Source organism: Noviherbaspirillum galbum, from assembly GCF_010974945.1.
GTDB classification, from domain to species: Bacteria; Pseudomonadota; Gammaproteobacteria; order Burkholderiales; family Burkholderiaceae_D; genus Noviherbaspirillum; species Noviherbaspirillum galbum.
The window spans coordinates 55169-77728 of the sequence record NZ_JAAIVB010000013.1 but is presented as its reverse complement, the minus strand read 5'-3'; the positions used below and the strand labels follow the sequence as shown (position 1 = coordinate 77728).

General features: G+C 63.1%; 21 protein-coding genes. 14 read left to right on the top strand and 7 right to left on the bottom strand.

All coding sequences use genetic code 11. The features are described from left to right. The first annotated feature begins 5 nt into the window (after positions 1–5). The 9 genes from cmk to cysM all read left to right on the top strand — a co-directional run bounded on the left by cmk (position 6) and on the right by cysM (position 8451). Positions 6–680 carry a (d)CMP kinase gene (cmk, locus tag G3574_RS05970; RefSeq protein WP_163961111.1) on the top strand — a complete coding sequence of 225 codons (675 nt, stop codon included), beginning with the start codon at positions 6–8 and terminating at the stop codon, positions 678–680. Positions 681–821: 141 nt separating this feature from the next. Then, positions 822–2528, top strand: coding sequence for a 30S ribosomal protein S1 (rpsA, locus tag G3574_RS05965; RefSeq protein ID WP_163961110.1), 1707 nt, complete (start codon positions 822–824; stop codon positions 2526–2528). 14 nt (positions 2529–2542) lie between these two features. Further along, positions 2543–2848, top strand: a complete 306-nt coding sequence (locus tag G3574_RS05960; RefSeq protein ID WP_163961109.1) for an integration host factor subunit beta — start codon at positions 2543–2545, stop codon at positions 2846–2848. Positions 2849–3013: 165 nt separating this feature from the next. Beyond that, positions 3014–3328, top strand: coding sequence for a LapA family protein (locus tag G3574_RS05955; protein WP_163961108.1), 315 nt, complete (start codon positions 3014–3016; stop codon positions 3326–3328). A 62-nt stretch (positions 3329–3390) separates the two neighbouring features. Then, entirely contained in the window at positions 3391–4566 is a 1176-nt protein-coding gene (lapB, locus tag G3574_RS05950; protein ID WP_163961107.1) for a lipopolysaccharide assembly protein LapB, read from the top strand. 38 nt (positions 4567–4604) lie between these two features. Continuing rightward, positions 4605–5978, top strand: coding sequence for a UDP-glucose dehydrogenase family protein (locus G3574_RS05945; protein ID WP_163961106.1), 1374 nt, complete (start codon positions 4605–4607; stop codon positions 5976–5978). A gap of 11 nt (positions 5979–5989) precedes the next feature. Continuing rightward, positions 5990–6913 carry a D-glycero-beta-D-manno-heptose-7-phosphate kinase gene (gene rfaE1 / locus G3574_RS05940; RefSeq protein WP_235953083.1) on the top strand — a complete coding sequence of 308 codons (924 nt, stop codon included), beginning with the start codon at positions 5990–5992 and terminating at the stop codon, positions 6911–6913. A 130-nt stretch (positions 6914–7043) separates the two neighbouring features. Continuing rightward, a complete protein-coding gene (locus G3574_RS05935; protein ID WP_163961104.1) occupies positions 7044–7394 on the top strand; it encodes a ComEA family DNA-binding protein in 351 nt (116 codons plus the stop codon). A 154-nt stretch (positions 7395–7548) separates the two neighbouring features. Continuing rightward, positions 7549–8451 (top strand): cysteine synthase CysM, encoded by a 903-nt coding sequence (cysM, locus tag G3574_RS05930; protein ID WP_163961103.1) that lies wholly within the window; start codon positions 7549–7551, stop codon positions 8449–8451. 42 nt (positions 8452–8493) lie between these two features. On the opposite strand, the gene G3574_RS05925 is transcribed toward cysM, so the two are convergent. Further along, positions 8494–8865, bottom strand: a complete 372-nt coding sequence (locus G3574_RS05925; protein WP_163961102.1) for a hypothetical protein — start codon at positions 8863–8865, stop codon at positions 8494–8496. 285 nt (positions 8866–9150) lie between these two features. Beyond that, positions 9151–9726 carry a DUF1415 domain-containing protein gene (locus G3574_RS05920; RefSeq protein WP_163961101.1) on the bottom strand — a complete coding sequence of 192 codons (576 nt, stop codon included), beginning with the start codon at positions 9724–9726 and terminating at the stop codon, positions 9151–9153. Between the two features lie 173 nt (positions 9727–9899). Here G3574_RS05920 and G3574_RS05915 point away from each other — a divergent pair, with 173 nt between their 5' ends. Beyond that, positions 9900–10454: a YaeQ family protein gene (locus G3574_RS05915; RefSeq protein ID WP_163961100.1), complete on the top strand. Its 555-nt coding sequence runs from the start codon at positions 9900–9902 to the stop codon at positions 10452–10454. Continuing rightward, the gene (gene modA / locus G3574_RS05910) at positions 10451–11203 is read left to right on the top strand and encodes a molybdate ABC transporter substrate-binding protein (protein WP_163961099.1); all 753 of its coding nucleotides are present in this window, start codon (positions 10451–10453) and stop codon (positions 11201–11203) included. The genes G3574_RS05915 and modA overlap by 4 nt, the downstream gene beginning before the upstream one ends. Positions 11204–11386: 183 nt before the next feature. Here modA and G3574_RS05905 read toward each other — a convergent pair whose 3' ends face one another. The 5 genes from G3574_RS05905 to G3574_RS05885 all read right to left on the bottom strand — a co-directional run bounded on the left by G3574_RS05905 (position 11387) and on the right by G3574_RS05885 (position 19630). Beyond that, positions 11387–14422, bottom strand: coding sequence for a CHASE domain-containing protein (locus G3574_RS05905; RefSeq protein WP_163961098.1), 3036 nt, complete (start codon positions 14420–14422; stop codon positions 11387–11389). Positions 14423–14566: 144 nt separating this feature from the next. Beyond that, positions 14567–15703, bottom strand: a complete 1137-nt coding sequence (gene mltB / locus G3574_RS05900; RefSeq protein WP_163961097.1) for a lytic murein transglycosylase B — start codon at positions 15701–15703, stop codon at positions 14567–14569. Beyond that, entirely contained in the window at positions 15694–17715 is a 2022-nt protein-coding gene (locus tag G3574_RS05895; RefSeq protein ID WP_163961096.1) for a transglutaminase TgpA family protein, read from the bottom strand. The genes mltB and G3574_RS05895 overlap by 10 nt, the downstream gene beginning before the upstream one ends. Continuing rightward, complete coding sequence (locus G3574_RS05890; protein WP_163961095.1) at positions 17712–18707, bottom strand: DUF58 domain-containing protein; 996 nt, start codon at positions 18705–18707, stop codon at positions 17712–17714. Before G3574_RS05890 ends, G3574_RS05895 begins: the two co-directional genes overlap by 4 nt. Positions 18708–18709: 2 nt before the next feature. After that, positions 18710–19630, bottom strand: a complete 921-nt coding sequence (locus G3574_RS05885; protein ID WP_163961094.1) for an AAA family ATPase — start codon at positions 19628–19630, stop codon at positions 18710–18712. A gap of 184 nt (positions 19631–19814) precedes the next feature. On the opposite strand from G3574_RS05885, the gene G3574_RS05880 reads away from it, so the two are divergent. The 3 genes from G3574_RS05880 (at position 19815) to G3574_RS05870 (ending at position 22517) form a co-directional block, all read left to right on the top strand. Next, positions 19815–20750: a histone deacetylase family protein gene (locus tag G3574_RS05880; protein WP_163961093.1), complete on the top strand. Its 936-nt coding sequence runs from the start codon at positions 19815–19817 to the stop codon at positions 20748–20750. A 77-nt stretch (positions 20751–20827) separates the two neighbouring features. After that, a complete protein-coding gene (gene ylqF, locus G3574_RS05875; protein ID WP_163961092.1) occupies positions 20828–21748 on the top strand; it encodes a ribosome biogenesis GTPase YlqF in 921 nt (306 codons plus the stop codon). Next, on the top strand, positions 21735–22517 hold the full coding sequence (locus tag G3574_RS05870) for an enoyl-CoA hydratase (protein ID WP_163961091.1): 783 nt from the start codon (positions 21735–21737) through the stop codon (positions 22515–22517). The genes ylqF and G3574_RS05870 overlap by 14 nt, the downstream gene beginning before the upstream one ends. The last annotated feature ends 43 nt before the right edge of the window (positions 22518–22560 follow it).

Sequence of the window (22560 nt, the reverse complement as noted above, 5' to 3'; positions counted from 1 at the left end):
CCGCCATGCAGACAACCGCCATTCCCGTGATCACCATCGACGGTCCGACCGCCTCCGGCAAGGGCACGGTGGCGCACCGGGTGGCGGACCGGCTCGGCTTCCATTACCTAGATTCCGGCGCGCTCTACCGCCTGACGGCCCTGACCGCGCTGCGCCATGGCACCGCCCTGAGCGACGAGCACGGCATCGCCAAGACGGCTGAAAAGCTGCCCGTGCGCTTCGCCGGCGACGCCATGTGGCTGGCCAACGAGAACGTCACCGATGCCATCCGCGCCGAAGACGTTGGCAACATGGCATCGAAGATTGCCGCCCTGCCCACGGTCCGCCACGCGCTCACCGGCCTCCAGCTGGGCTTCCGCAAGGCCCCCGGCCTGGTCGCCGACGGCCGCGACATGGGCACGGTGATCTTTCCCCAGGCCATCCTCAAGGTGTTCCTCACCGCAAGCGTCGAAGCCCGTGCCGAAAGACGATATAAGCAATTGATTGGCAAGGGCTTTGCTGCTAACATGGAAGACCTTCTCAAGGATTTGAGGGAGCGGGACGCCCGGGATTCCAATCGTGCCATCGCCCCATTGAAACCGGCGGAAGGTGCACATATCTTGGATACTTCCGCAATGACCGCTGACGAAGCTGTCGAGCAAGTGCTCAAGTGGTATGCAGCGGCAAGGAAGCAGTCCTGATCGCATCTTCCGATCCCGGACCGCAACCGTAGGACGATTGGTGCCCGTCCAGGCGCAATGCCTGGCGGGTGTTGAGTAACTTGACCCAGCGCGATCTCTTGCAGACCCGATTGCAGCTGGCTAAAACCCCATTTCTCATTTATGTCTACTGCGCAACAACAAGATACCGGCATGGAAAGCTTTGCAGCCCTGTTCGAAGAGTCGATCACTCGTCAGGACATGCGCTCCGGTGAAGTCATTTCCGCTGAAGTCGTCCGTGTCGACTACAACTTCGTCGTCGTGAACGCGGGCCTGAAGTCCGAAGCATTCATCCCCATCGAAGAATTCAAGAACGACAACGGTGAGATCGAAGTCCAGGTTGGCGACTTCGTGACCGTTGCGATCGAATCCCTGGAAAACGGTTTCGGCGACACCATCCTCTCGCGCGACAAGGCCAAGCGTCTGGCTTCCTGGCTCGCGCTCGAGAAGGCGATGGAGTCCGGCGAACTGGTTACCGGCACCGTCAACGGCAAGGTCAAGGGTGGCCTGACTGTCCTGACCAACGGCATCCGTGCCTTCCTCCCGGGTTCGCTGGTCGATACCCGCCCGGTCAAGGACACCACGCCGTACGAAGGCAAGACCATGGAGTTCAAGGTCATCAAGCTGGATCGCAAGCGCAACAACGTCGTGCTGTCCCGCCGCGCCGTCATCGAAGCCTCCATGGGCGAAGAGCGCGCCAAGCTGATGGAAACCCTGAAGGAAGGCACCATCGTCACCGGCGTCGTCAAGAACATCACCGACTACGGTGCGTTCGTTGACCTTGGCGGCATCGACGGCCTGCTGCACATCACCGACCTGGCATGGCGCCGTGTCCGCCATCCGTCGGAAGTGCTGTCCGTCGGCCAGGAAATCACCGCCAAGGTCCTCAAGTACGACCAGGAAAAGAACCGCGTCTCCCTCGGCGTCAAGCAGCTCGGCGACGATCCCTGGACCGGCCTGTCCCGTCGCTACCCGCAAGGCACCCGCCTGTTCGGCAAGGTCACGAACCTCACCGACTACGGTGCGTTCGTGGAAGTCGAGCAGGGCATCGAAGGCCTGGTGCACGTCTCCGAAATGGACTGGACCAACAAGAACGTGGCCCCGAACAAGGTCGTCCAGCTGGGCGACGAAGTCGAAGTCATGGTTCTCGAGATCGACGAAGAGCGTCGCCGCATCTCCCTCGGCATGAAGCAGTGCAAGCCGAACCCGTGGGAAGATTTCGCGATGAGCCACAAGAAGGGCGACAAGGTCCGCGGCGCCATCAAGTCGATCACCGACTTCGGCGTGTTCATCGGCCTGCCTGGCAACATCGACGGCCTGGTGCACCTGTCCGACCTGTCCTGGAGCGAGTCCGGCGAAGAAGCCGTCCGCAAGTTCAAGAAGGGCGATGAGCTGGAAGCCGTCGTGCTGGCGATCGACGTGGAGCGCGAGCGCGTTTCCCTCGGCGTCAAGCAACTCGAAGGCGACCCGTTCAACAACTACACCGCCATGAACGACAAGGGCGCGGTTGTCTCCGGCACGGTCAAGTCCGTCGAGCCGAAGGGCGCCGTGATCCAGCTGAACGACGACGTCGAAGGCTACCTGCGCGCTTCCGAAATCTCCCGCGATCGCGTGGAAGATGCCGGTACGCACCTGAAGGTCGGCGACAAGGTCGAGGCAATGGTCATCAACATCGACCGCAAGGCACGCAGCATCCAGCTGTCCATCAAGGCGAAGGACAATGCCGAGACGCAGGAAGCCATGCAAAAGATGTCGAGCGACTCCAGCGCCGCTTCGGGCACCACCAGCCTGGGCGCGCTGCTCAAGGCAAAACTCGACAACAAGCAATAAGGTCGACAAGGTAAATGACAAAGTCGGAGCTGATCGCCCGTCTGGCCGAATGTTATCCGCAGCTGGTTGCGAAGGATGCGGATTTCGCGGTCAAAACCATACTCGATGCCATGGCCGCTGCCCTGGCAACCGGCCAGCGCATCGAGATCCGAGGTTTTGGCAGTTTTGCCCTCAACAGCAGGCCGCCGCGCATTGGTCGCAACCCCAAGTCGGGGGAAAAGGTGATGGTCCCGGAAAAACGGAGCCCTCACTTCAAGCCCGGCAAGGAATTGCGGGAGCGCGTGAACGCCATGGTTGGGCAGCCGATCAAGGACGACTGAGTTGTTTCAAGGAAATGAAAACGGCATCCTCGGATGCCGTTTTTTTTGAGAAAGGCTTGCCAAGGCCCCGCTCGAGCCATTCCCTTGCCCTTTCACGTACAATTTCGGTTGGCCAACCTGGAGTCACGACCGGCTCTGCATTCAGAACATAACAAGGAACCCGCCATGAAAATCGTTTTCCGGATCGTCGCGGTCATCCTGTTCATCGTGTTCTTCGGCTTCGCCCTGAAGAATACCGAAATCGTCACGCTCAGCTTTTTCTTCAATTACGAGATTCGCGGCCCGCTGGTGCTGATCCTGCTGGGCTTCTTCGTCGCCGGCGCCACCCTTGGCGTGCTTGCCATGATCCCCACGCTGTTCCGCCATCGGCGCGACCTGAACCGGCATCGCAAGACCATCTCCAGCATGGAGCAGGAACAGGAAGCAAAACGTCTTGCCAGCAGCCAGCCGCCGCACCCCGACGGCGTTGCCACCAAGTAGCGCCAGACAACTCAGGTTCCCCTTCGCAGGCATATCTTCGACTCGATAATAATATTTCACGCATGGAATTCGAAACCTGGTGGCTGATCGCTATCCCGCTCTTCTTCACGCTTGGCTGGATTGCCGCACGCGTCGACATCAGGCAGCTGGTGTCGGAATCCCGCAGCCTGCCCAAGGGCTATTTCAAGGGCCTCAACTTCCTGCTCAACGAACAGCCTGACAAGGCCATCGACGCCTTCATCGAGATCGTCAAGCTCGACCCGGAAACCATCGAACTGCATTTCGCGCTCGGCAGCCTGTTCCGCCGGCGCGGTGAAATCGAGCGCGCCATCCGCGTGCACCAGAACCTGCTGGCGCGTCCCGACCTGCCGGCCGAGCATCAGGTGAATTCCCAGTTCGAGCTGGGCCAGGACTACCTCAAGGCCGGCCTGCTCGACCGCGCGGAGGAAACGTTCAACTTGCTGGTCGACACGCAGTACAGTGCGCAGGCCCGCCGCGCCTTGCTGGAAATCTACCAGCGCGAAAAGGAATGGGCGCGCGCCATCGATGCAGCCAAGTCGCTGCAGGATTCCGGCGCCGGATCGCGCCAGCAGGAAATCGCGCATTTCTATTGCGAGCTGGCCCAGGATGAACTGGTGCATACCCATCCCGACGCCGCGCTCGGCATGCTGGAAAAGGCCCTGGCGGAAGACCGCAAGAGCGTGCGCGCCACCATGCTGATGGGCGACGCCTATCTCGCCAAGGGCGACGTCGAGGCCGCGCTGCTTGCCTGGCGCCGGGTCGAGCACCAGAGCGTGCCGCATGCCGCCCTCGTGGCGCAGCGCCTGATGGACGGCTACCGCGCGGTTGGCCGGCCGCAGGAAGGGCTCAACCTCCTGAAGAACTATCTCGCCGAAGCGCCATCCATCGACTTGCTGGAAGTCGTGTTCAAGGCCGCAATCGAACTCGACGGCGTGGATGCCGCCAACCAGCTGGTAAGCGACGAGCTGCGCCGCACGCCGACCCTGCTCGGGCTCGACAAGCTGCTGGAAGCGCGCCTCATGCGCGTGCCTCCCGAAGTCCGGCCCGAACTGACGCTCGTGCAAAACATCGTGCACGGCTACACGCAGCGCCTCGCCCGCTACCAATGCAGCCACTGCGGCTTCAAGGCCCGCCAGTTCTACTGGCAATGCCCGGGCTGCAACCGCTGGGAAACCTACCCGCCGCGGCGCACCGAAGAACTCAACGTCATGACCTGATCCGCTCTGCGGGACAGCCCTAGTATCAAAGGACCACCATGAAAATCACCATCATCGGCACAGGCTACGTCGGTCTCGTGACCGGCGCCTGCCTCGCCGAACTGGGCAACAACGTTTTCTGCCTGGATGTCGATCCGCGCAAGATCGACATCCTCAACAGCGGCGGCATCCCCATCCACGAGCCCGGGCTGGCCGACATCGTGGCGCGCAACCGCGCCGCGGGTCGCCTGCATTTCTCGACCGACGTGGCCGCCAGCGTGGCCCATGGCGACGTGCAGTTCATCGCCGTCGGCACGCCGCCCGATGAAGATGGCTCCGCCGACCTGCAGTACGTGCTCGCGGCGGCCCGCAACATCGGCCGCCACATGACGGGCTTCAAGGTGGTGGTCGACAAGTCCACCGTGCCGGTCGGCACCGCGGACAAGGTGCGCGCCGCAATCGCCGACGAGCTTGCCGCGCGCGGCAGCGCGGTACGGTATTCGGTGGTGTCCAATCCGGAATTCCTCAAGGAAGGCGCGGCGGTCGAGGATTTCATGCGTCCCGACCGCATCGTGATCGGCTGCGACGATTCGCCGGAAGGCGAGCAGGCGCGCGGCTTGATGCGCAAGCTCTACGCCCCGTTCAACCGCAACCATGAACGCACCTTCTGGATGGACGTGCGCTCCGCCGAGTTCACCAAGTACGCCGCCAACGCGATGCTGGCCACGCGCATTTCCTTCATGAACGAACTCGCCAACCTCGCCGACAAGGTCGGGGTCGACATCGAGGCGGTCCGACACGGCATCGGCTCCGATCCGCGCATTGGCTACAGCTTCCTGTACGCCGGCTGCGGCTATGGCGGCTCCTGCTTCCCCAAGGATGTGCAGGCGCTGGAACGCACCGCGCGCGAGTATGACCAGGACCTGCTCATCCTGCGCGCGGTCGAGGCGGTGAACGACAACCAGAAGCATGTGCTCGGCAAGAAGATCGTCCGCCGCTTCGGCAAGGACCTGGCCGGCAAGCACTTCGCGGTATGGGGCCTGGCCTTCAAGCCGAACACCGACGACATGCGCGAGGCGCCGTCGCGCGTCCTGCTGCGGGAAATGATCGATGCCGGCGCCACCGCCGCGGTCTACGACCCGGTCGCGATGGCCGAGGCACGGCGCGTGCTCGAGCTCGACTTCGCCGACAGGCCCGAGGCGATGGAACGCATCCGCTTCTGCGACAACCCGGTCGACGCCCTGCGCGATGCGGACGCCCTGGCCATCGTGACCGAATGGAAGGCCTTCCGCAGCCCCGACTTCGACCAGCTCAAGTCCCTGCTCAAGTCGCCCGTCATCTTCGACGGCCGCAACCTCTTCGAACCGCAGGTGATGGCGGAAACCGGCATTGAATACCACGGCATCGGTCGCTCGGTGCATACCCGCGCATGAAGACGAACGCCATGACATTCGACAGGGAGCCCCGCCTGCTGGTGGTGGGCGATGTGATGCTGGACCGTTACTGGTTCGGCGACGTCAGCCGGATTTCCCCCGAGGCGCCGGTGCCCATCGTGCGCGTCGAGAAACGTGACGAGCGCCTGGGTGGCGCGGCCAACGTGGCGCGCAACGCGGTCGCGCTCGGCGCGCGCACCGGCCTGCTCGGCGTGGTCGGCCAGGACGAGGCGGGCGACGTGGTGCAGCGGCTCGTCACCGACCTGAACATCAGCAGCTACCTCAACCGCGACGCCGCCATCCCCACCATCATCAAGCTGCGCGTCATCGGCAGGCAGCAGCAGCTGCTGCGCATCGACTTCGAGAACGCCCCGAGCGACGCGGTGCTGAGCAACAAGCTGACCCAGTTCAATGCCTTGCTGCCGGAATACGACGTCATCGTCCTGTCCGACTACAACAAGGGCAGCCTCGTCAACGTCACCCAGATGATCGCCAGCGCCCGCAGCATGGGCAAGCGCATCCTCGTCGATCCCAAGGGCGACGATTTCTCGCGCTACCGCGGCGCTTCCATCCTCACGCCCAACAAGTCGGAGTTGCGGCAGGTCGTGGGCTCCTGGAAAAGCGAGGAAGAGCTCACCAGCAAGGCGCAGCATCTCCGTGCCGAACTCGAACTGGAAGCCTTGCTGGTGACCCGGTCCGAAGAAGGCATGTCGCTCTACACCGCCAACCAGGTGCTGCACATTCCCACCATCGCGCGGGAAGTGTACGACGTGTCAGGCGCGGGCGACACCGTGATTGCCACGCTGGCCACCATGCTCGGCGCGGGAGCGGCACTCGACGAGGCGGTGGCCACCGCAAACCGAGCCGGCGGCATCGTGGTCGGCAAGCTCGGAACGGCGACGGTCACGCGCGAGGAATTGTTCGGCGCCGCGTGACATTCAGCTCTTTCCGGTTCCGTTTCCACGCAAAAATATTGTGTTGAAGAAATGTCAACCTCTCCAAGAGGGCAGCGTTTAAGCGCTGCCGACGACGTTGTCGGCTTTGCAATCTTTTGGAGAAAACACGATGTTCAAGAAATGGATGGTCGCTGCAGCGACGGTACTGGCGACCATGGGAAGCGCCTTCGCCCAGGTCGATGTCAACAAGGCCGACCAGGCCGCACTGGACGGCATCAAGGGAATCGGGCCCGCCATGTCCACCCGCATCCTGGACGAGCGCAAGAAAGGGGACTTCAAGGACTGGAGCGACCTCGAGCAGCGCGTCAAGGGAATGAAGGACAAGAAGGCCGCGAAGCTGTCGGCCGCCGGCCTGACGGTCAACGGCAAGTCCTTCGCGAATGCGCCCGCAGACGCCGGCAAGGCGGAAGCCAAGGGCATGGGACGCAAATCGTCCATGAAGGAACGCGCGAAGGGCTGACCCGCCCTTTCGATTGCCGTTTCCGGCCCCGAACCAAGCACGATCCAGCCCCGCCCCGCGCGGGGCTTTCTTGCATGGTTTTCATGCGCGGCAAACGCCTGGGAGAGACTGCGATTAGAATGATGTTTTTATTGAAGCATCCCGCCCCTCCGCCATGCCTTACCTGACCATCGAAGACACCATCGGCAACACCCCCCTCGTGCAGCTCAAGCGCCTCCCCGGCGACGATGCCGCGCGCCGCAACAACGTCATCCTCGGCAAGCTGGAAGGGAACAATCCCGCCGGATCGGTGAAGGACAGGCCGGCCCTGTCCATGATCAAGCATGCGGAAGAGCGGGGTACGATCAAGCCTGGCGACACCCTGATCGAAGCAACGAGCGGCAATACCGGCATTGCGCTCGCCATGGCGGCCGCCATGCGCGGCTACAAGATGGTCTTGCTCATGCCCGAAAACCTGAGCGAGGAAAGGCGCCAGAGCATGGCGGCGTACGGCGCGAAGATCATGCTGACGCCCAAGACCGGCGGCATGGAATACGCGCGCGACCTTGCCGAGCAGATGCAGAAGGAAGGCCAAGGCATCATCCTCGACCAGTTCGCCAATCCGGACAATCCGCGCGCGCACTACGAAACCACCGGACCGGAAATCTGGCGCGACACGGAAGGGCGCGTCACGCACTTCGTCAGCGCCATGGGCACGACCGGCACCATCATGGGCGTGTCGCAATATCTCAAGGAAAAGAATTCCGAGGTGCGCATCATCGGCGCTCAGCCGGAAGAGGGATCGCAGATCCCCGGCATCCGCAAGTGGCCGGAAGCCTACCTGCCGAAAATCTTCGACCGCTCGCGGATCGACCAGGTGGAGAACGTCAGCCAGGCCGCGGCCGAGCAGATGGCGCGGCGGATGGCGATGGAAGAAGGGATTTTCTGCGGCATTTCCGCGGCGGGCGCCTGTGAAGTGGCGCTGCGGATTTCAAGTACGGTGGAGAATGCGACGATCGTGTTCATCGTCTGCGACCGGGGAGATCGCTACCTGTCTACCGGGGTATTCCCCGCCTGAACCTCAAGGGCGGCAACCGGACGGGGTCCGGTTGCCCGCCGTTCATTCCTCGGCGTCGGCGCCGACGGATTCTTCCATGCCATCGTTTTCCTGGGCACCTGCGCCATCCTTCGGCTTGAATTGCTTGTCGCTGATGCGGAACTTGTCGCGCCGGTCGCCCATGAGGATGCGCAGTTCCTTGATGCTCAGGTCGCTCACTTCATGCATGCGGATCAGAAGCGAAGCACCGACGGGAAGGCGGCGGTGGCGGATCTTGCTGATGACCGGCGGCGCGACTTCCAGCGCGCGCGACAAGGCGGCATCGTTCTTGAGGTTGAGCTTTTCGATGAGGGCATCCAGCAGATTGTTCGGGTCGTAGGCGACCTGGTCTGCAAGCCGTGTGCTTTTGTTGGGGTTGTCTGGTTGATTAGTCATGGCTCAATGTTCCAATCGCAATAGCGTAATGACAGGGGAAAGCGCCCGACGGCAGATGCTGCACGATCCGCTTTGCGAATCGTTCATGTCGGCGTTTGTAAAGGCGAAGTGACACGCGACGACATGTGTTGCATGTCTGCAATATAATAAAATTATTTCAAAGTTGCAATAATTAAAAGTTTATCCGTCTTGCAGCGGGGAAAATGCCGGAATTGAGTAAGGTCAAGCATTGTAACCACCTTGGGCTGCCAGCATTTTGAGTGCACTCAACCGTCGCGGGTGCAATCATTTGTTGCCAAAGATTAATTTTTGTAAGTCTGCCCATCCCGCCGGGCCGAGCTGCTCCAGCGTCTCCATGTTTTTCTCGAAGATGTCGGCCGCGTCCGGGATCGCGGCGACCGCCCGTTCGATGCTGTCCTCGCGCAGCAGATGCAGGATGGGGTAGGGCGCGCGGTTGGTCGCGTTGGTGATGTCGTCCGGGGCGGTGCCGGCGAACTGGAAGTCCGGGTGGAAGCTGGCGACCTGCAGGAAGCCGTCCAGGTCCAGCGCCGTCACGGCGGCATCGGCAATCTCCAGGAAATCGTTGAAATCGAGAAAGTCGTTCAGGACCTCTGGATGGATCAGCAGGGTGGTGTCGGTACGCTCCGGCGGCGTGTCGGCCAGGTGTTCGAGCTCGGCGTGCAGCGTAGCGAGCAATTCCTCCGGATCCCTGGCATGGCTGACCACATAGCGTACCTGGCCTCGCACATGGACTGCCTTGGCGAATGGACACAGGTTCAGGCCGATGACGGCGTGCTCCAGCCAGCGCCGCGTGCGTGCAATGATTTCCTCGTCGGAAACTGACGGGCCTGTCGTTGACATGACGATTTACTCCGGTGCTTTGAGAAGGAAGGCATCATACCTCGCCTGCCGCCATGGGGCCGCGAGAACGCCTCTTCAAGGCGAGGGTCCAGGCGAGGACGCGCGGCTTCCAAAATTCCGCAGGACAGGGTCTAATGCAGCCTTCCTGATTTCACCATCCCAACCTCTTTCCCATGGCTCTCAAGGCAACCATTTACAAGGCGGATCTGCAGATCGCCGACATGGACCGGCATTACTACGCCGACCATGCCCTGACCATCGCCCGCCATCCTTCCGAAACCGACGAGCGCATGATGGTGCGCTTGCTTGCCTTCGCCCTCCATGCCGACGACGCGCTGGGCTTCGGCAAGGGCTTGAGCACCGACGACGAACCGGATCTCTGGCAAAAGGACCTGACCGGCGCGATCGAGCGCTGGATCGACGTCGGCCAGCCCGATGACCGCCGCATCATGAAGGCTTGCGGCCGTGCTGGCGAGGTGGTGGTCCTGACCTATGGCGGCACCTGGCAGATCTGGTGGGACCAGGTCGCGCCGAAGGTAGAACGTGCCCGCAACCTGCGCGTGCTGAACATTCCCGCCGCCGACAGCGTCGCCATGGCCGCACTCGCGCAACGCTCGATGCAGCTGCAATGCACCATCCAGGAAGGCACGGTCTGGTTCAGCAGCGGCGAACGATCGGTGCAGCTTCCGGTGAACGTCGTGTGGTCCTCGCCCGGCCTTGGATCATGATCCGACGCATCCTGTCCTTCGTCTGCATCCTGCTCCTGCTGGCCACACAAGCCTCACACGCCGGCGAAGTTGCGGTCGCGGTCGCGGCCAATTTCACCACGCCCATGAAAAAGCTGGCGGAGACGTTCGAGCAGGAAACCGGCCACCGGGTGAGGATGACCGCCGGCTCCACGGGCAAGTTCTACGCGCAGATCAGGAACGGCGCGCCCTTCGACGTCTTGCTCGCGGCCGATGCCGAGACGCCGGAAAAACTCGAGAAGGAGGGCCTGGGCGTCGCCGGCACGCGGTTCACCTATGCCGTCGGCAGGCTGGCGTTGTGGAGTCCGCGCGCCGGCATGGTGGACGACCGCGGAGAGGTGCTGAAAAAGGGAGGCTTTGCCCATCTCGCCATCGCCAATCCGAAACTGGCTCCCTATGGCGTCGCGGCGATGGACACCTTGCGCGCGCTGGGCGTGCTCGGCGAGGTGCAGGACAAGCTGGTGCTGGGAGAGAACATCGCGCAGACCTTCCAGTTCGTCGCCAGCGGCAGCGCCGAGCTCGGCTTCGTCGCGCTGTCGCAGATCACCGAGGATGGCCAGCGCAAGCCAGGATCGGCCTGGATCGTGCCGGCGAACCTGCATGCCCCCATCCGCCAGGAGACGATCCTTTTGCAGCGCGGGAAAGGCAATGCCGCGGCCGAGGCCCTGTTGCGCTACCTGAACACCGAGCCGGCGAAAAACCTCATCCGCCAGTCCGGATATTCTCTTTGATCGGGGCGCTTGGGCATAGGACTGGCCAGTGCGGCCCGGCGGAGTGTGCGTTTATGTATAACGTCGGATCATCCGGTGCATAAAAAATCACTTACAGATGCGCAGGTCGGGATAAGGTCGGAGCAATCAGCGGTTCGCGGCGACGGCCAATCGGTAGTGGTGCCCAATTCGATCGTGGAACATTCATGCATTTTGATTCAGTTGTTGCGCGAGGACTTGTCGAATCTTTCGCGCCAGCTGCTCGCGGCGATATGGCTTGCTAAGCAGGTGCACGCCGTCCTCAAGCCGACCCCCGCTGACCAACGCATTGCGGGTATAGCCAGAAGTGAACAGCACTCCTAAGCCTGGCAAGATTTGCTTTGCCTGTCTTGCCAGCTCCGGACTGGATACGGCTCCGGGCATCACCACGTCAGTGAACAACAGGTCAATCTTTTCGCCACGTTCAATGATCTCGAGTGCATCATCGCCGTTGTCCGCTTTCAGCACCCGATAGCCCAGTCCTTCCAGCATTCCGATGACAGTCGCTTGCACGGCAGGGTCGTCTTCCACTACCAGTATCGTCTCATCACCGCCGAAGGTAGGCTCAGGTACTGGTGGCAAGGTTTGCATCTCCGGCTGCATGGAGCGCGGCAGGTAGATTTTTATGGTGGTCCCGTTTCCCGGTTTGCTGCCGAGGTGGATATGGCCGTTACTTTGCTTGACGAATCCATACGCCATGCTTAAACCAAGACCGGTGCCTTCACCGGCCGGTTTGGTCGTAAAGAACGGCTCGAACGCCTGCGCCATGACTTCCTCGGTCATGCCAACTCCAGTGTCGGACACGGCCAGAAGCACGTAGTCCCCCGTCGCCAGGTCACTCCGGATGCCGGCAATTTCGTTACCTGACGTGACGTTGCTCAACTCGACTGCCAGTTTGCCCCCATCGGGCATCGCGTCGCGGGCATTGAGTGCCAGGTTGAGGATGACATTCTCCAATTGGCTGGAGTCTACGAATGTATTCCAAAGGTCATCAGGTGCGATAACACCAAATGCGATGTTGTCCCCCAGGGCGCGCTGCAAAAGGTCGTCCATGTTCCGGACAATACGCAGCGGATTGACGACGGTTGGCCGCAAGGGCTGGCGCCGCGCAAAAGCCAGCAGCTGTGCTGAAAGCTTGGAGCCCCGGTCGACCGCGGACATCATGCCGTCAAGTCGCCCTTTGGCTTGGGGGTCGTGTCCATAAAAGTGCTCCATTATCTGCACGTTGCCACTGATAACCTGAAGCACATTGTTGAAGTCGTGGGCAACCCCACCAGTGAGTTTGCCCACTGCTTCGAGCTTCTGCGCATGCTGCAGGGCCTCCCGTGCTTCATTAAGCGCGTGCGTTCGCTCAGCTTCCATGCGCTCGGCCTCTTTGCGCTCGGAGATATCCCTCATAAACGCGCTTACGGCGTACTTTCCAGCCACGGGAAACCCGGCAACGGCGAGCTCAATAGGAATCAACCTGCCACTTCGATGCAGGACGTTCACTTCGACTACCTTGTCAATCAGGGTAGCTTGGCCGGTCGCCACAAAGCGTTTGAATCCTTCGGCAAGGGCAGATCTAAGCTCGGCAGGAATGATGAGTGAGGTCAGGTCCTTGCCAATGGCTTCCGTTGGCGTCCATCCCAGAATCTTTTGCGCTTGAGCGTTCCAGTCCGTAATGCGGCCATCAGGGTCGACTGCAACAAATCCATCATGCAGGTTTTCCAGAATGACCCTAACGCGGTGTTGTTCGACCTCAAGCCGGGCATTTGCCTCGCGAAGAGCTTCCTCCTGCTGCTTCCTGTGCGTGATATCGGTATGGGTGCCGATGAGGCGTTGTGCATTACCAAGGGCATCGCGGCTGACTACTGCTCCGCGGGCCAGAATCCAGCGCCAGGTGCCATCCTTGCAAAGCATCCGGTATTCATTCGAATAGTCCGACTGCCAATTTTTTAGATAAGCCTCGAGCAACTCTTTCGTACGTTGCCGGTCTTCGGGGTGAATGAGACGTTCCCATTGGGTTTGGTCATTCTGAATTTCCGCCTCGCGATAACCCAGCATTGCCTTCCATCGTTCGGAGTAGATGACCTCGTTGGTTTGCACGTTCCAGTCCCATACTCCATCCCCAGCCCCTTCGAGCGCAAATTTCCAACGAAACTCGCTTTCGCGCAGTTGCCGGGTCATGGCGTTGGCAAGCGTCAGGGCACGTTGACGCCCCGAGGCCAGGGCCCACACCAGCAACGCGAGCATTACGCTTGCGCCAGTTCCGCTGATGGCGATGAGCAAGGGTTTGCCAGTTTCGAGGCGATCTTCATACCTCGGACTAGACCGTATGTCGAGTGTCCAAGGATGCCCGGCAATCAGAATGCGCCGTTTGGCCTCGAAAAGGGAGGTGGCTGGCTTGACCCTGTTGGCGACGATCTCTGAGTCAAAGAGCAGGGAATCGGCCGAGATGGCTTCACCATCATAAATGGACAGCATGATGTCCGCGGTCCGCTCGCCGCCCAATCCGGCCATCAAGTCGTTCATGCGAAACGGAGCGCCGACCCAGCCGATGTGATTGGCGCGACGCTCTTCCGTGGTCGTGGCAGGCATGCCGCGTTTATAAACAGGCAGGTACATCACCAAGCCTGGCTGCTCTTGCGCGCCATTCTCTTGTATCAGCTTGACTTTTCCGGAAGCGGCTGCCTGGCCGGTATCCCGGGCGCGCTCCATCGCTAACCGACGCACTGGGCTCGTCAGCATGTCGAAGCCGAGCGCGCGGAGATTGAGTCCCGTAAAAGGCTCGATCTGAATGATGGATGAGTACAGCGCGCGGTCTCCCTTCGGATGCACGTTGTAGCCCGGGAATCCTTGTTGCTGGACTGCGTTTGTATGCTGCTGCAACATGGACGCTGGCACGACCTGCACGATTGCCAGTCCTTGGATCCCGGGAAATTTTTCCTGGAGATGCAGCGATTCGACAAACAAGCGGATGTCGTCTCGTTTTACGTCAAGGGAACCGAGCAGAAACGCCTGAACCGCACGCGTCGCTTGCTCATAAGTTGCCATGCGTGTTTCGATGCGACGGGCCGTTTGCCTGACCTGAAAGTCAAAATCAGTTTGGAGGGCTCGTTTCGCCTCTTGCTGACCGTTCTTCCACAGCCCGAACGTTGCGAGCATCGAAGTCAAGAATACGATAGCGGCAATGAAAAATGGGTTGCGTTTGGTAAACAAGGGGAATGGCTGCAAGTAAATCAGTGAATCCGCAATGGAATATCAGTGCAAGAAAATAGCAAAAAATCAGCCTTTTATCATAAGGGATTCAGTAAGCAGTCATCCGTCAACAATCCAGCCTTATTCGCTACCGCACCGCGCAGGTCAGCGCGAACGCGCCGTCCGCACCGCCCGGCCGAGGTCGACCACCGACATCGCATAGAAGAAGCTGCGGTTGTACTGGGTGATGGCGAAGAAGTTGTTGGCGCCCAGCCAGTACTCCGTCGGCTCGCCGCCGTTCTGCAGGTCGACCAGGCCGAAGCGCATGTCGGCCGGCGGTTCGATGGTCGGCACGATGCCGGCGCCTTTCAATTCATCGAGGCTGAACTTGGCCTCGAGTCCTTGTCCGATGAACATGTCCCAGGCGCGCATGGTTTCGTCGCGCGCCACCGTCACCGGAAAGGCAACCGGCTCGCCGCTCTTCCAGCCATGCTGGACCAGGAAGTTGGCGACGCTGCCGATGGCATCGACGGGCGAACCGCGCAGGTCGACGCGGCCGTCGCCGTCGAAGTCCACGGCGAACTTGCGGATGCTGCCCGGCATGAACTGCGGCCAGCCGATCGCGCCCGCATACGAACCCAGCAGGGAGAACGGATCGAGGTTGGCTTCGCGCGCGAACAGCAGCGTGTTTTCGACCTCGCCGCGGAAGAAGGACATGCGCGCGTCGCGGTTGGGCGTGTCGGGGTAGTCGAAGGCCAGCGTGGTCAGCGCATCGAGCACGCGGAAATTGCCGGTGTTGCGGCCGTAGATGGTTTCCACGCCGATGATGCCGACGATGATTTCCGCAGGCACGCCGTAGGTCTGCTCGGCGCGGGCCAGCGCGTCGGCGTACTTGTCCCAGAAGGCCACGCCGGCGTTGATGCGGATCGGCTCGACGAAGCGGCTGCGGTAGGCGCGCCAGTTCTTGGGCTTGCCCGGCGGCGCGGGTTTCACCAGCTGGACGGCGCTGTCGATGTAACGGGTTTTCTTGAAGGTCGCTTCCAGCGCCGCCCGGTCGAAGCCATGCTTTTCCACCATCTCGTCGATGAAGTCGGCGACATTCTTCCATTGGCTGAAGTTGGCGAATTCGCCCTGCTCGTCGGGAGAAAGCGCGACCTTGCGCAGATTGCCCTTCGCCGCCTTGGAAGCGGACCTGGACTTGGGCTCGGCGTTGCCGGCGGTAGCGATCGATGCGGAAAGGGAAAGCAGGGCCAGGGAAACAGCCACGCCGCGCGCGGCCTGATGCAGAAACGTTATCGACATGCGTTGGAAAGGCGTTTGAGTTGGGAAAGATAGGACGGCGGAATCGCATCGGGCGTTCCGTACCGTACCGTCTCATAGAGTTGCAGGAAGCGGGATAGTGCCTCCTTTTTTTCTCCGGGTAAAGCCGCGCTCGCGGAAAGCAGGCGCGCGGCGAACTCGCGCGGCCCTTCGTGCGGCGCGCGGACCTGGCCGCGCCGCGCGAGACGCTTGCAGAACTGCTCATAGATTTCCTGCACCGGATCGCGCTTGCGCTGCCGCAGCAGGGAGGGCAGAAGGACCAGCAGCACCGCCAGCGCGGCCGCGCCGACGATGACGAAGGACAGCAGTTGCCAACCCAGCATGCCCAGGCCCAGGCGGTCGAGGAACTGCTTCTGTTTTTCCGGCGAATAGTTCAGCACCCACTGGTTCCAGGCATTGCCGACGGCTTCCCATTGCTGGCGCATGCGCCGCAGCGACGACAGGCCCGGACCGCGCTCGTCGAGCGTGATCATGCCGCCGAAGACCTGCTGCGGAATCGCGCTGCGCAGGCTGCGCTCGACGCGTTGCGGCGAGACGGCGCTGGTCGGATCGATGCGCATCCAGCCGGCGCCCTCCAGCCAGGCTTCCGCCCAGGCATGCGCGTCGGACTGGCGCACCGCCATGTAGCCATCGGTTTGGTTCATCTCGCCGCCCTGGTAGCCGGTCACCACGCGCGCCGGAATGCCCATGGCGCGCGCCAGGAAGACGAAGGCGCTGGCGTAGTGCTCGCAGAATCCGGCGCGCGTGTTGAACAGGAAATCATCGACGATCTCGTTGCCGAGCGGCGGCGGTTCAAGCGTGTAGCGGAAGCCCTGCTCGCGGAACATGGCCAGCACCGCGTTGATGCGCGCCGACGGCGTGGCGTGCTGCTCGCGCAGCGTCCTTGCCAGTTCCTGGGCGCGGGGATTCGTGCGTGCCGGAAGCTGCAGCCACATCGCTTGCATGCGCAGGCTTTCGTCGGCCTGCAGGGTGTAGTTCGTGTGGGAGCCGATCTCGTAGCGGACCCGCTCGTTGATCGGCCGCGAGGCGAGAAGCTGCAGTTCCGGCGTCGCGATCGACGGATTTCCGGGCAGGTAGGGGAGCATGCGCGGCAGGTCGAGCGCGAACAGCCATGGCTTGCCGTGCGGTTCGAGCGTGACCTCGTAGCGGGTTTCCCTGCCGCGCAGCGAAACCTTCACCTCGGAATGGATGACGCGCGCCGGCGGCGCGGTCCAGGTATGTCCGTCGAAGACGCCGAGCACCGGGCCGCGCCAGTAGAGGTCGGAGCGCGCCGGCGGCGGGCCGGTGAAGCGGACGCGGAAGGCGATCTCATCCGATTCGGCGAGGCGCGCGATGTTCCCGGGCGACATGTCATCCGACAAGCCGGTCCTGGAACCGGGTTCACCGCCCGGCATGCCCCACAGCGGCCCCTGGATGCGCGGGAACAGCACGAACAGCACCAGCATCAGCGGCGCGGCCATCACGACGATGGTCGCCGCCTGGCGCAGGCGCGTGGCGAGCGGCGGCACAGCGCCGGTGTACTGCCAGGACTGCTGCGTCAGCAGGATCAGGACGATGGAGAACAGCGCCCAGGCCGCCGCGCCGATGGACTGCGAATGGAAGAACTGCGCCAGCGTGAGGAAGAAGCCGAGGAACAGCGCGACGTACAGGTCGCGCCGCGCATGCATCTCGAGCAGCTTCAGGGTCAGCATCAGGGTCAGGGTGGCGAGGCCGACGTCTCTGCCGAAGATGTTCCTGTAACTGAGCAGCACGCCGGCGACGCAGGACAGCGAGAGCAGCAGGAGCAGGGTGCGCGGCGGCATGCGCAGGCCGCGGAAGGTGATCCATCCGCGCCAGAGCAAGGCGGCGCCGCAGGCCGGCGCGACCCACCATGGCAGGTGCAGGAGGTGCGGCAGGATGACGGCGGTGCAGGCCGCCAGCATCAGCAGCATGTTGGACTTGTCGCGCGTCATCGGCCGCGAGGCGACGGTGCGCAGCCATGCGGCGGGGCTCATGCCGCCTCCTTCTCGAACAGCGCCATGGCGCGCAGGCAGGCATCGCGGTGCGCCGGTCCGAGCGCCGCCGGCAGGCGCGTCGTGCCGAGGGCGAAGGCATAGGGAATGCCGCGCGCCTCGGCCTCCAGCACCCAGCGCGTCATGCGTGACAGGCGGGCCTCGATGTCCATGCGCGCGGGCAGGGCGCGCAGGTCAATGACCACTTCCGCCGCCGCGCCGCCCTCGAAATGCTTGGTCACCAGGTTGCCGCCGATGTCCGGGTCGAGGCGCGCGATCTGCCGCCATGCCAGGCGCTTGAGGGAATCGCCGGCCTGGTAGCCGCGCACGCCGGCGAACTCGTCGTCGCCCGCTGCGCCGGTGCCATCCTCGCCGTTTTCCCCCAGCGGCAGCGGCGGCGCATTGTCCTCGGGACGCGGGTAGACCATCGCCTTTAAATCGGGATGCCAGTATGCCCAGGCGCGCAGCAGGCCGAGCGGAAAACGCGTCTGCAGGCGCACCCGCGGCGCCTGCAGCCATCCGCGTTCGGCCGCGCGGGACGCGAGCGTGATGCCTTGCGTGGCATTGCCGGCAACGTCGGCCGCCTTGGCGAGTTCGGGCCGTTCATCCGCCTGGAAGTCGAGCCAGATGGCATAACGGTCGTGCCTGCGGCGGTTGGTCAGGTAAAGCTCGAACTGGGCATCCTCGCCGGCGAATACCGGATGCGCCCGGCCCGCCGTCAGCGCGAGATGGGCGAGGTTGCGGAAGGTGAGGTGGATGCCCATCAGCCCGCATCCGGCGAGCAGGAAGGTGAACGCCACGCCGAGGCTGAGGTTGTAGTTGATCGAGCCGACGAACAGGGCCAGCAGCATGACGAAGTACACCATCCCGGGATGGGTCGGCAGGATGTACACCCGGCGCTGGTTCAGGAACACTTCGCCCGCTTCCGGCCCGCGGTGGCGGAACATCCACCGGCTCGCCCGCTGCCGCAGGCTGTGCTCGAGCTTGCTGAACATGCTCAGACCGGCACGGATTTCATCATCTGCAGCACCAGGTCGCGGCTGCCTAGCGCCGAGCTGCCCGCGGTCCTGAGCGGCCGCAGGCGATGGGCCGCGACCGGCACCAGCACCGCCTGCACGTCTTCCGGAATGACGTGGTTGCGGCCTTCGAGCGCGGCCCAGGCGCGCGACGCATGCAGCAGCGCGATGGTGGCGCGCGGGCTCAGTCCTTCCGCGAACAAGCCGTTGCGGCGCGACGCCTGCGCCAATGCCTGCACGTAATCGATCAGCGCCGGCGAGGCGTGGATGTCGCGCAGCGCGGCCTGCGCCGCCGCCAATTCCTCGGGCTGCATCGCCGTCGGCAGGACCTTGAGCATGGCGCGCCGGTCATCGCCCATGAGCAGGGCGCGTTCGGCGGCCGCATCCGGATAACCCAGCGACAGGCACATCAGGAAGCGGTCGAGTTGCGACTCGGGCAACTGGAAGGTGCCGATCTGGTGGGTCGGGTTTTGCGTGGCGATCACGAAATGCGGCGCCGGCAGTTCGCGCGTCACGCCGTCGGCGGTCACCTGCCGTTCTTCCATGGCTTCCAGCAGGGCAGATTGGGTCTTGGGCGTGGCGCGGTTGATCTCGTCGGCCAGCAGCACCTGCGTGAAGACCGGTCCGGGATGGAAGACGAAGGCGTTCTTTTCGCGGTTGAAGATGGAGACGCCCACCACGTCGGCGGGCAGCAGGTCGCTCGTGAATTGCAGGCGGTTGAACTTCAGGCCCAGCGAGATCGCCAGCGCGTGCGCGAGGGTCGTCTTGCCCACGCCCGGCACGTCTTCGATGAGCAGGTGGCCGCCCGCCAGCAGGCATACCAGCGATTGACGGATCTGCAGGTCCTTGCCGATGACGATCTGGCCGACCTGCCGGGCGACGGCGTGGAGTTTGGCGAACATGAAATTCCTGAGTGTTGAGATTTCGCAAGCGTTGGCCCATGACCGCGCCTAACCGCTTGAACGTCGTGACGATTTCTTGGATACACTGATTATTACAAACTGTCCAGTAAGCTTAACGACAGCTTCGGAGCGCAAAGTAGAGTCATAGGCATTGCCTCTGAGATGCATCATTCTATGCGAGAACATGACCACCGCAATCTACTCCCACCCTGCCTGCCAGCAACATGAAATGGGTCATTGGCATCCCGAGTGTCCGGCCCGCCTGCAAGCCATCGAAGACCAGCTGATCGCCAGCCGCATCGACGGCCTGCTGGAGCGGCGCGAGGCGCCCGAGGCGGACGTCGAGGACCTCAAGCGCGTGCACACCATCGGCGCCATCGCCAAGGTGCGCGAGCAGGCCAAGGTCCTGCGTCCCGGCGACTACTTCGCGCTCGACGCCGACACCATGCTCAATCCGCACAGCTGGGAAGCCGCCCTGCGCGCGGCGGGCGCGGCGGTGGCGGCGACCGACGCGGTGATCGCCGGCGACATCCGCAATGCCTTCTGCGCCATCCGTCCCCCGGGGCACCATGCCCGCCCGAGCACGCCGATGGGCTTTTGCCTCTTCGGCAACGTGGCGATCGCCGCCCGCCATGCACTCGACGTGCATGGCCTGCAGCGCGTGGCAATCATCGATTTCGACGTGCATCATGGCAACGGCACCGAGGAAGCCTTCCTCGACGATCCGCGCGTGCTGATGGCGAGCTTCTTCCAGCATCCCTTCTATCCCTACACCGAGCCCCGCGACGACCTGCCCAACATGGTCAACGTCCCCTTGCCGGCGTATAGCGCGGGCGAGGCCGTGCGCCGTATCGTCACGGAAAAATGGCTGCCGGCCCTGCGCGCGCACCGGCCGGAAATGATCTTCATCTCTGCCGGCTTCGATGCCCACCGCGAGGACGACCTCGGCCAGATGGGCCTGGTGGAAGCGGACTATGCCTGGATCACGCGCCAGATCATGCAGGTGGCCGACGAATTCGCGCAGGGCCGCATCGTCAGCTGCCTCGAAGGCGGCTACAACCTGTCCGCGCTGGGACGCAGCGTGGTCGCGCACCTGAAGGCGCTGGCCGATCTCGACTAGCCTTGCCCCGCATCATCGGGGAGGCCGGGGGACGCAAGCGGTAGAATACGGGCTTGCTTCCTTACTCCATCCCCCGCATGTCCATACAATGGTTTCCCGGTCACATGAACGCCGCCCGCAAGAAGGCGGCGGAATCCATGGAAAAGACCGACCTCGTGATCGAGGTGCTCGACGCGCGCCTGCCCCTGGCCAGCTCGAACCCCATGATCGAAGAACTGCGCAAGCATCGCCAGCGCCCCTGCCTCAAGATACTCAACAAGGCCGACCTGGCCGATCCGGCCGCGACCAAGGAATGGCTGGCCCATTTCAACGGCGCGAAGGATACGCATGCCGTCGCGCTGAGCTGCAAGAAGCCCGCCGACGTGGCCAAGGTGCCCGGCCTCGCGCTCAAGCTCGCGCCGCATCGCGGCACCGCGCTCAAGCCGCTGCGCATGATGATCATGGGCATTCCCAACGTCGGTAAGTCGACGCTGATGAATGCCTTGCTGAAGAAGCGCGTCGCCGCGGTCGGCGATGAACCAGCCGTCACCAAGGCCCAGCAACGGCTCTACCTCGGCAACAACATGGTGCTGATCGACACGCCCGGCATGCTCTGGCCCAAGATCCAGCATCCCACCGATGGCCTGATGCTCGCCGCCAGCCACGCGGTCGGCGTGAACGCGGTGATCGAGGAAGAGGTCGCCACCTTCCTCGCCGAGCAGTTGCTGGCGCGGTATCCGGCGCTGCTCACCGGGCGCTATGGGTTTGCCACGGAGGGCCTCGATGGCGTCGGCGTCATCGAGGGCATCGCGCAGAAGCGCGCCTTCCGCGTCAAGGGCGGCGAGCTCGATTTTGAAAAGGCGGCGCATACCCTGCTGATCGATTACCGCGGCGGCGCGCTCGGACGCATCAGCCTCGAAACGCCCGCCAGCCGCAAGCATCTTCTGGACACCTACGTGCCGCCCGTGCTGTTGGGCGAGCCGCGCGCCACCGAGGAGGAAGACGATGACGAACGCTGATCCACCCCATGTGCTGATCGCCCGGGACGGCGGCGTACTCACCCTCACCCTGAACCGCGGCGAACGCTTCAATCCGCTGTCCGAGGAGATGCTCGCGGCGCTGCAGGCGGCGTTCGACGCTGCGCGCGACGACGAGGGCGTGCGCGTCATCGTGCTCGCTGCCGCCGGCAAGGCATTCTGCGCCGGCCACGACCTGAAGCAGATGCGCGCCTCGCCCTCGGAAGCGTATTACAAGGCGCTGTTCGATCGCTGCAGCAAGCTGATGCTGAGCATGCAGCAGCTGCCGCAGCCGGTGATCGCCCGCGTGCAGGGCATCGCAACCGCGGCCGGCTGCCAGCTGGTGTCGATGTGCGACCTGGCCGTGGCCTCGACCGAGGCGCGCTTTGCGGTGTCCGGCGTGAACTACGGGCTGTTCTGTTCGACCCCGGCGGTGGGGCTGTCGCGCAATGTCCCGCGCAAGCAGGCGATGGAAATGCTGCTGACCGGCGATTTCATCGATGCGGAGACGGCGCGGGAACGCGGGCTCGTCAACCGTGTCGTGGCGCTCGATGAACTGGATGCCGAGATCGGGCGGCTGGCGGCAAGCATTCTTGCCAAGCCGTCGGTAGCGGTTGCGATGGGAAAGCGCTTGTTTTACAAGCAGCTGGAGATGGGAGCGGGGGCGGCTTACCAGTTGGCCGGGCAGGCGATGGCTTGCAACATGATGGATGAGGCGGCGTTGGAGGGGGTGCAGGCGTTTCTTGAGAAGCGGGTACCGGACTGGAAGTAGCGAGGTTTCTCGGCTGTTGATAGTTGCGGGACTACGGTTGTCA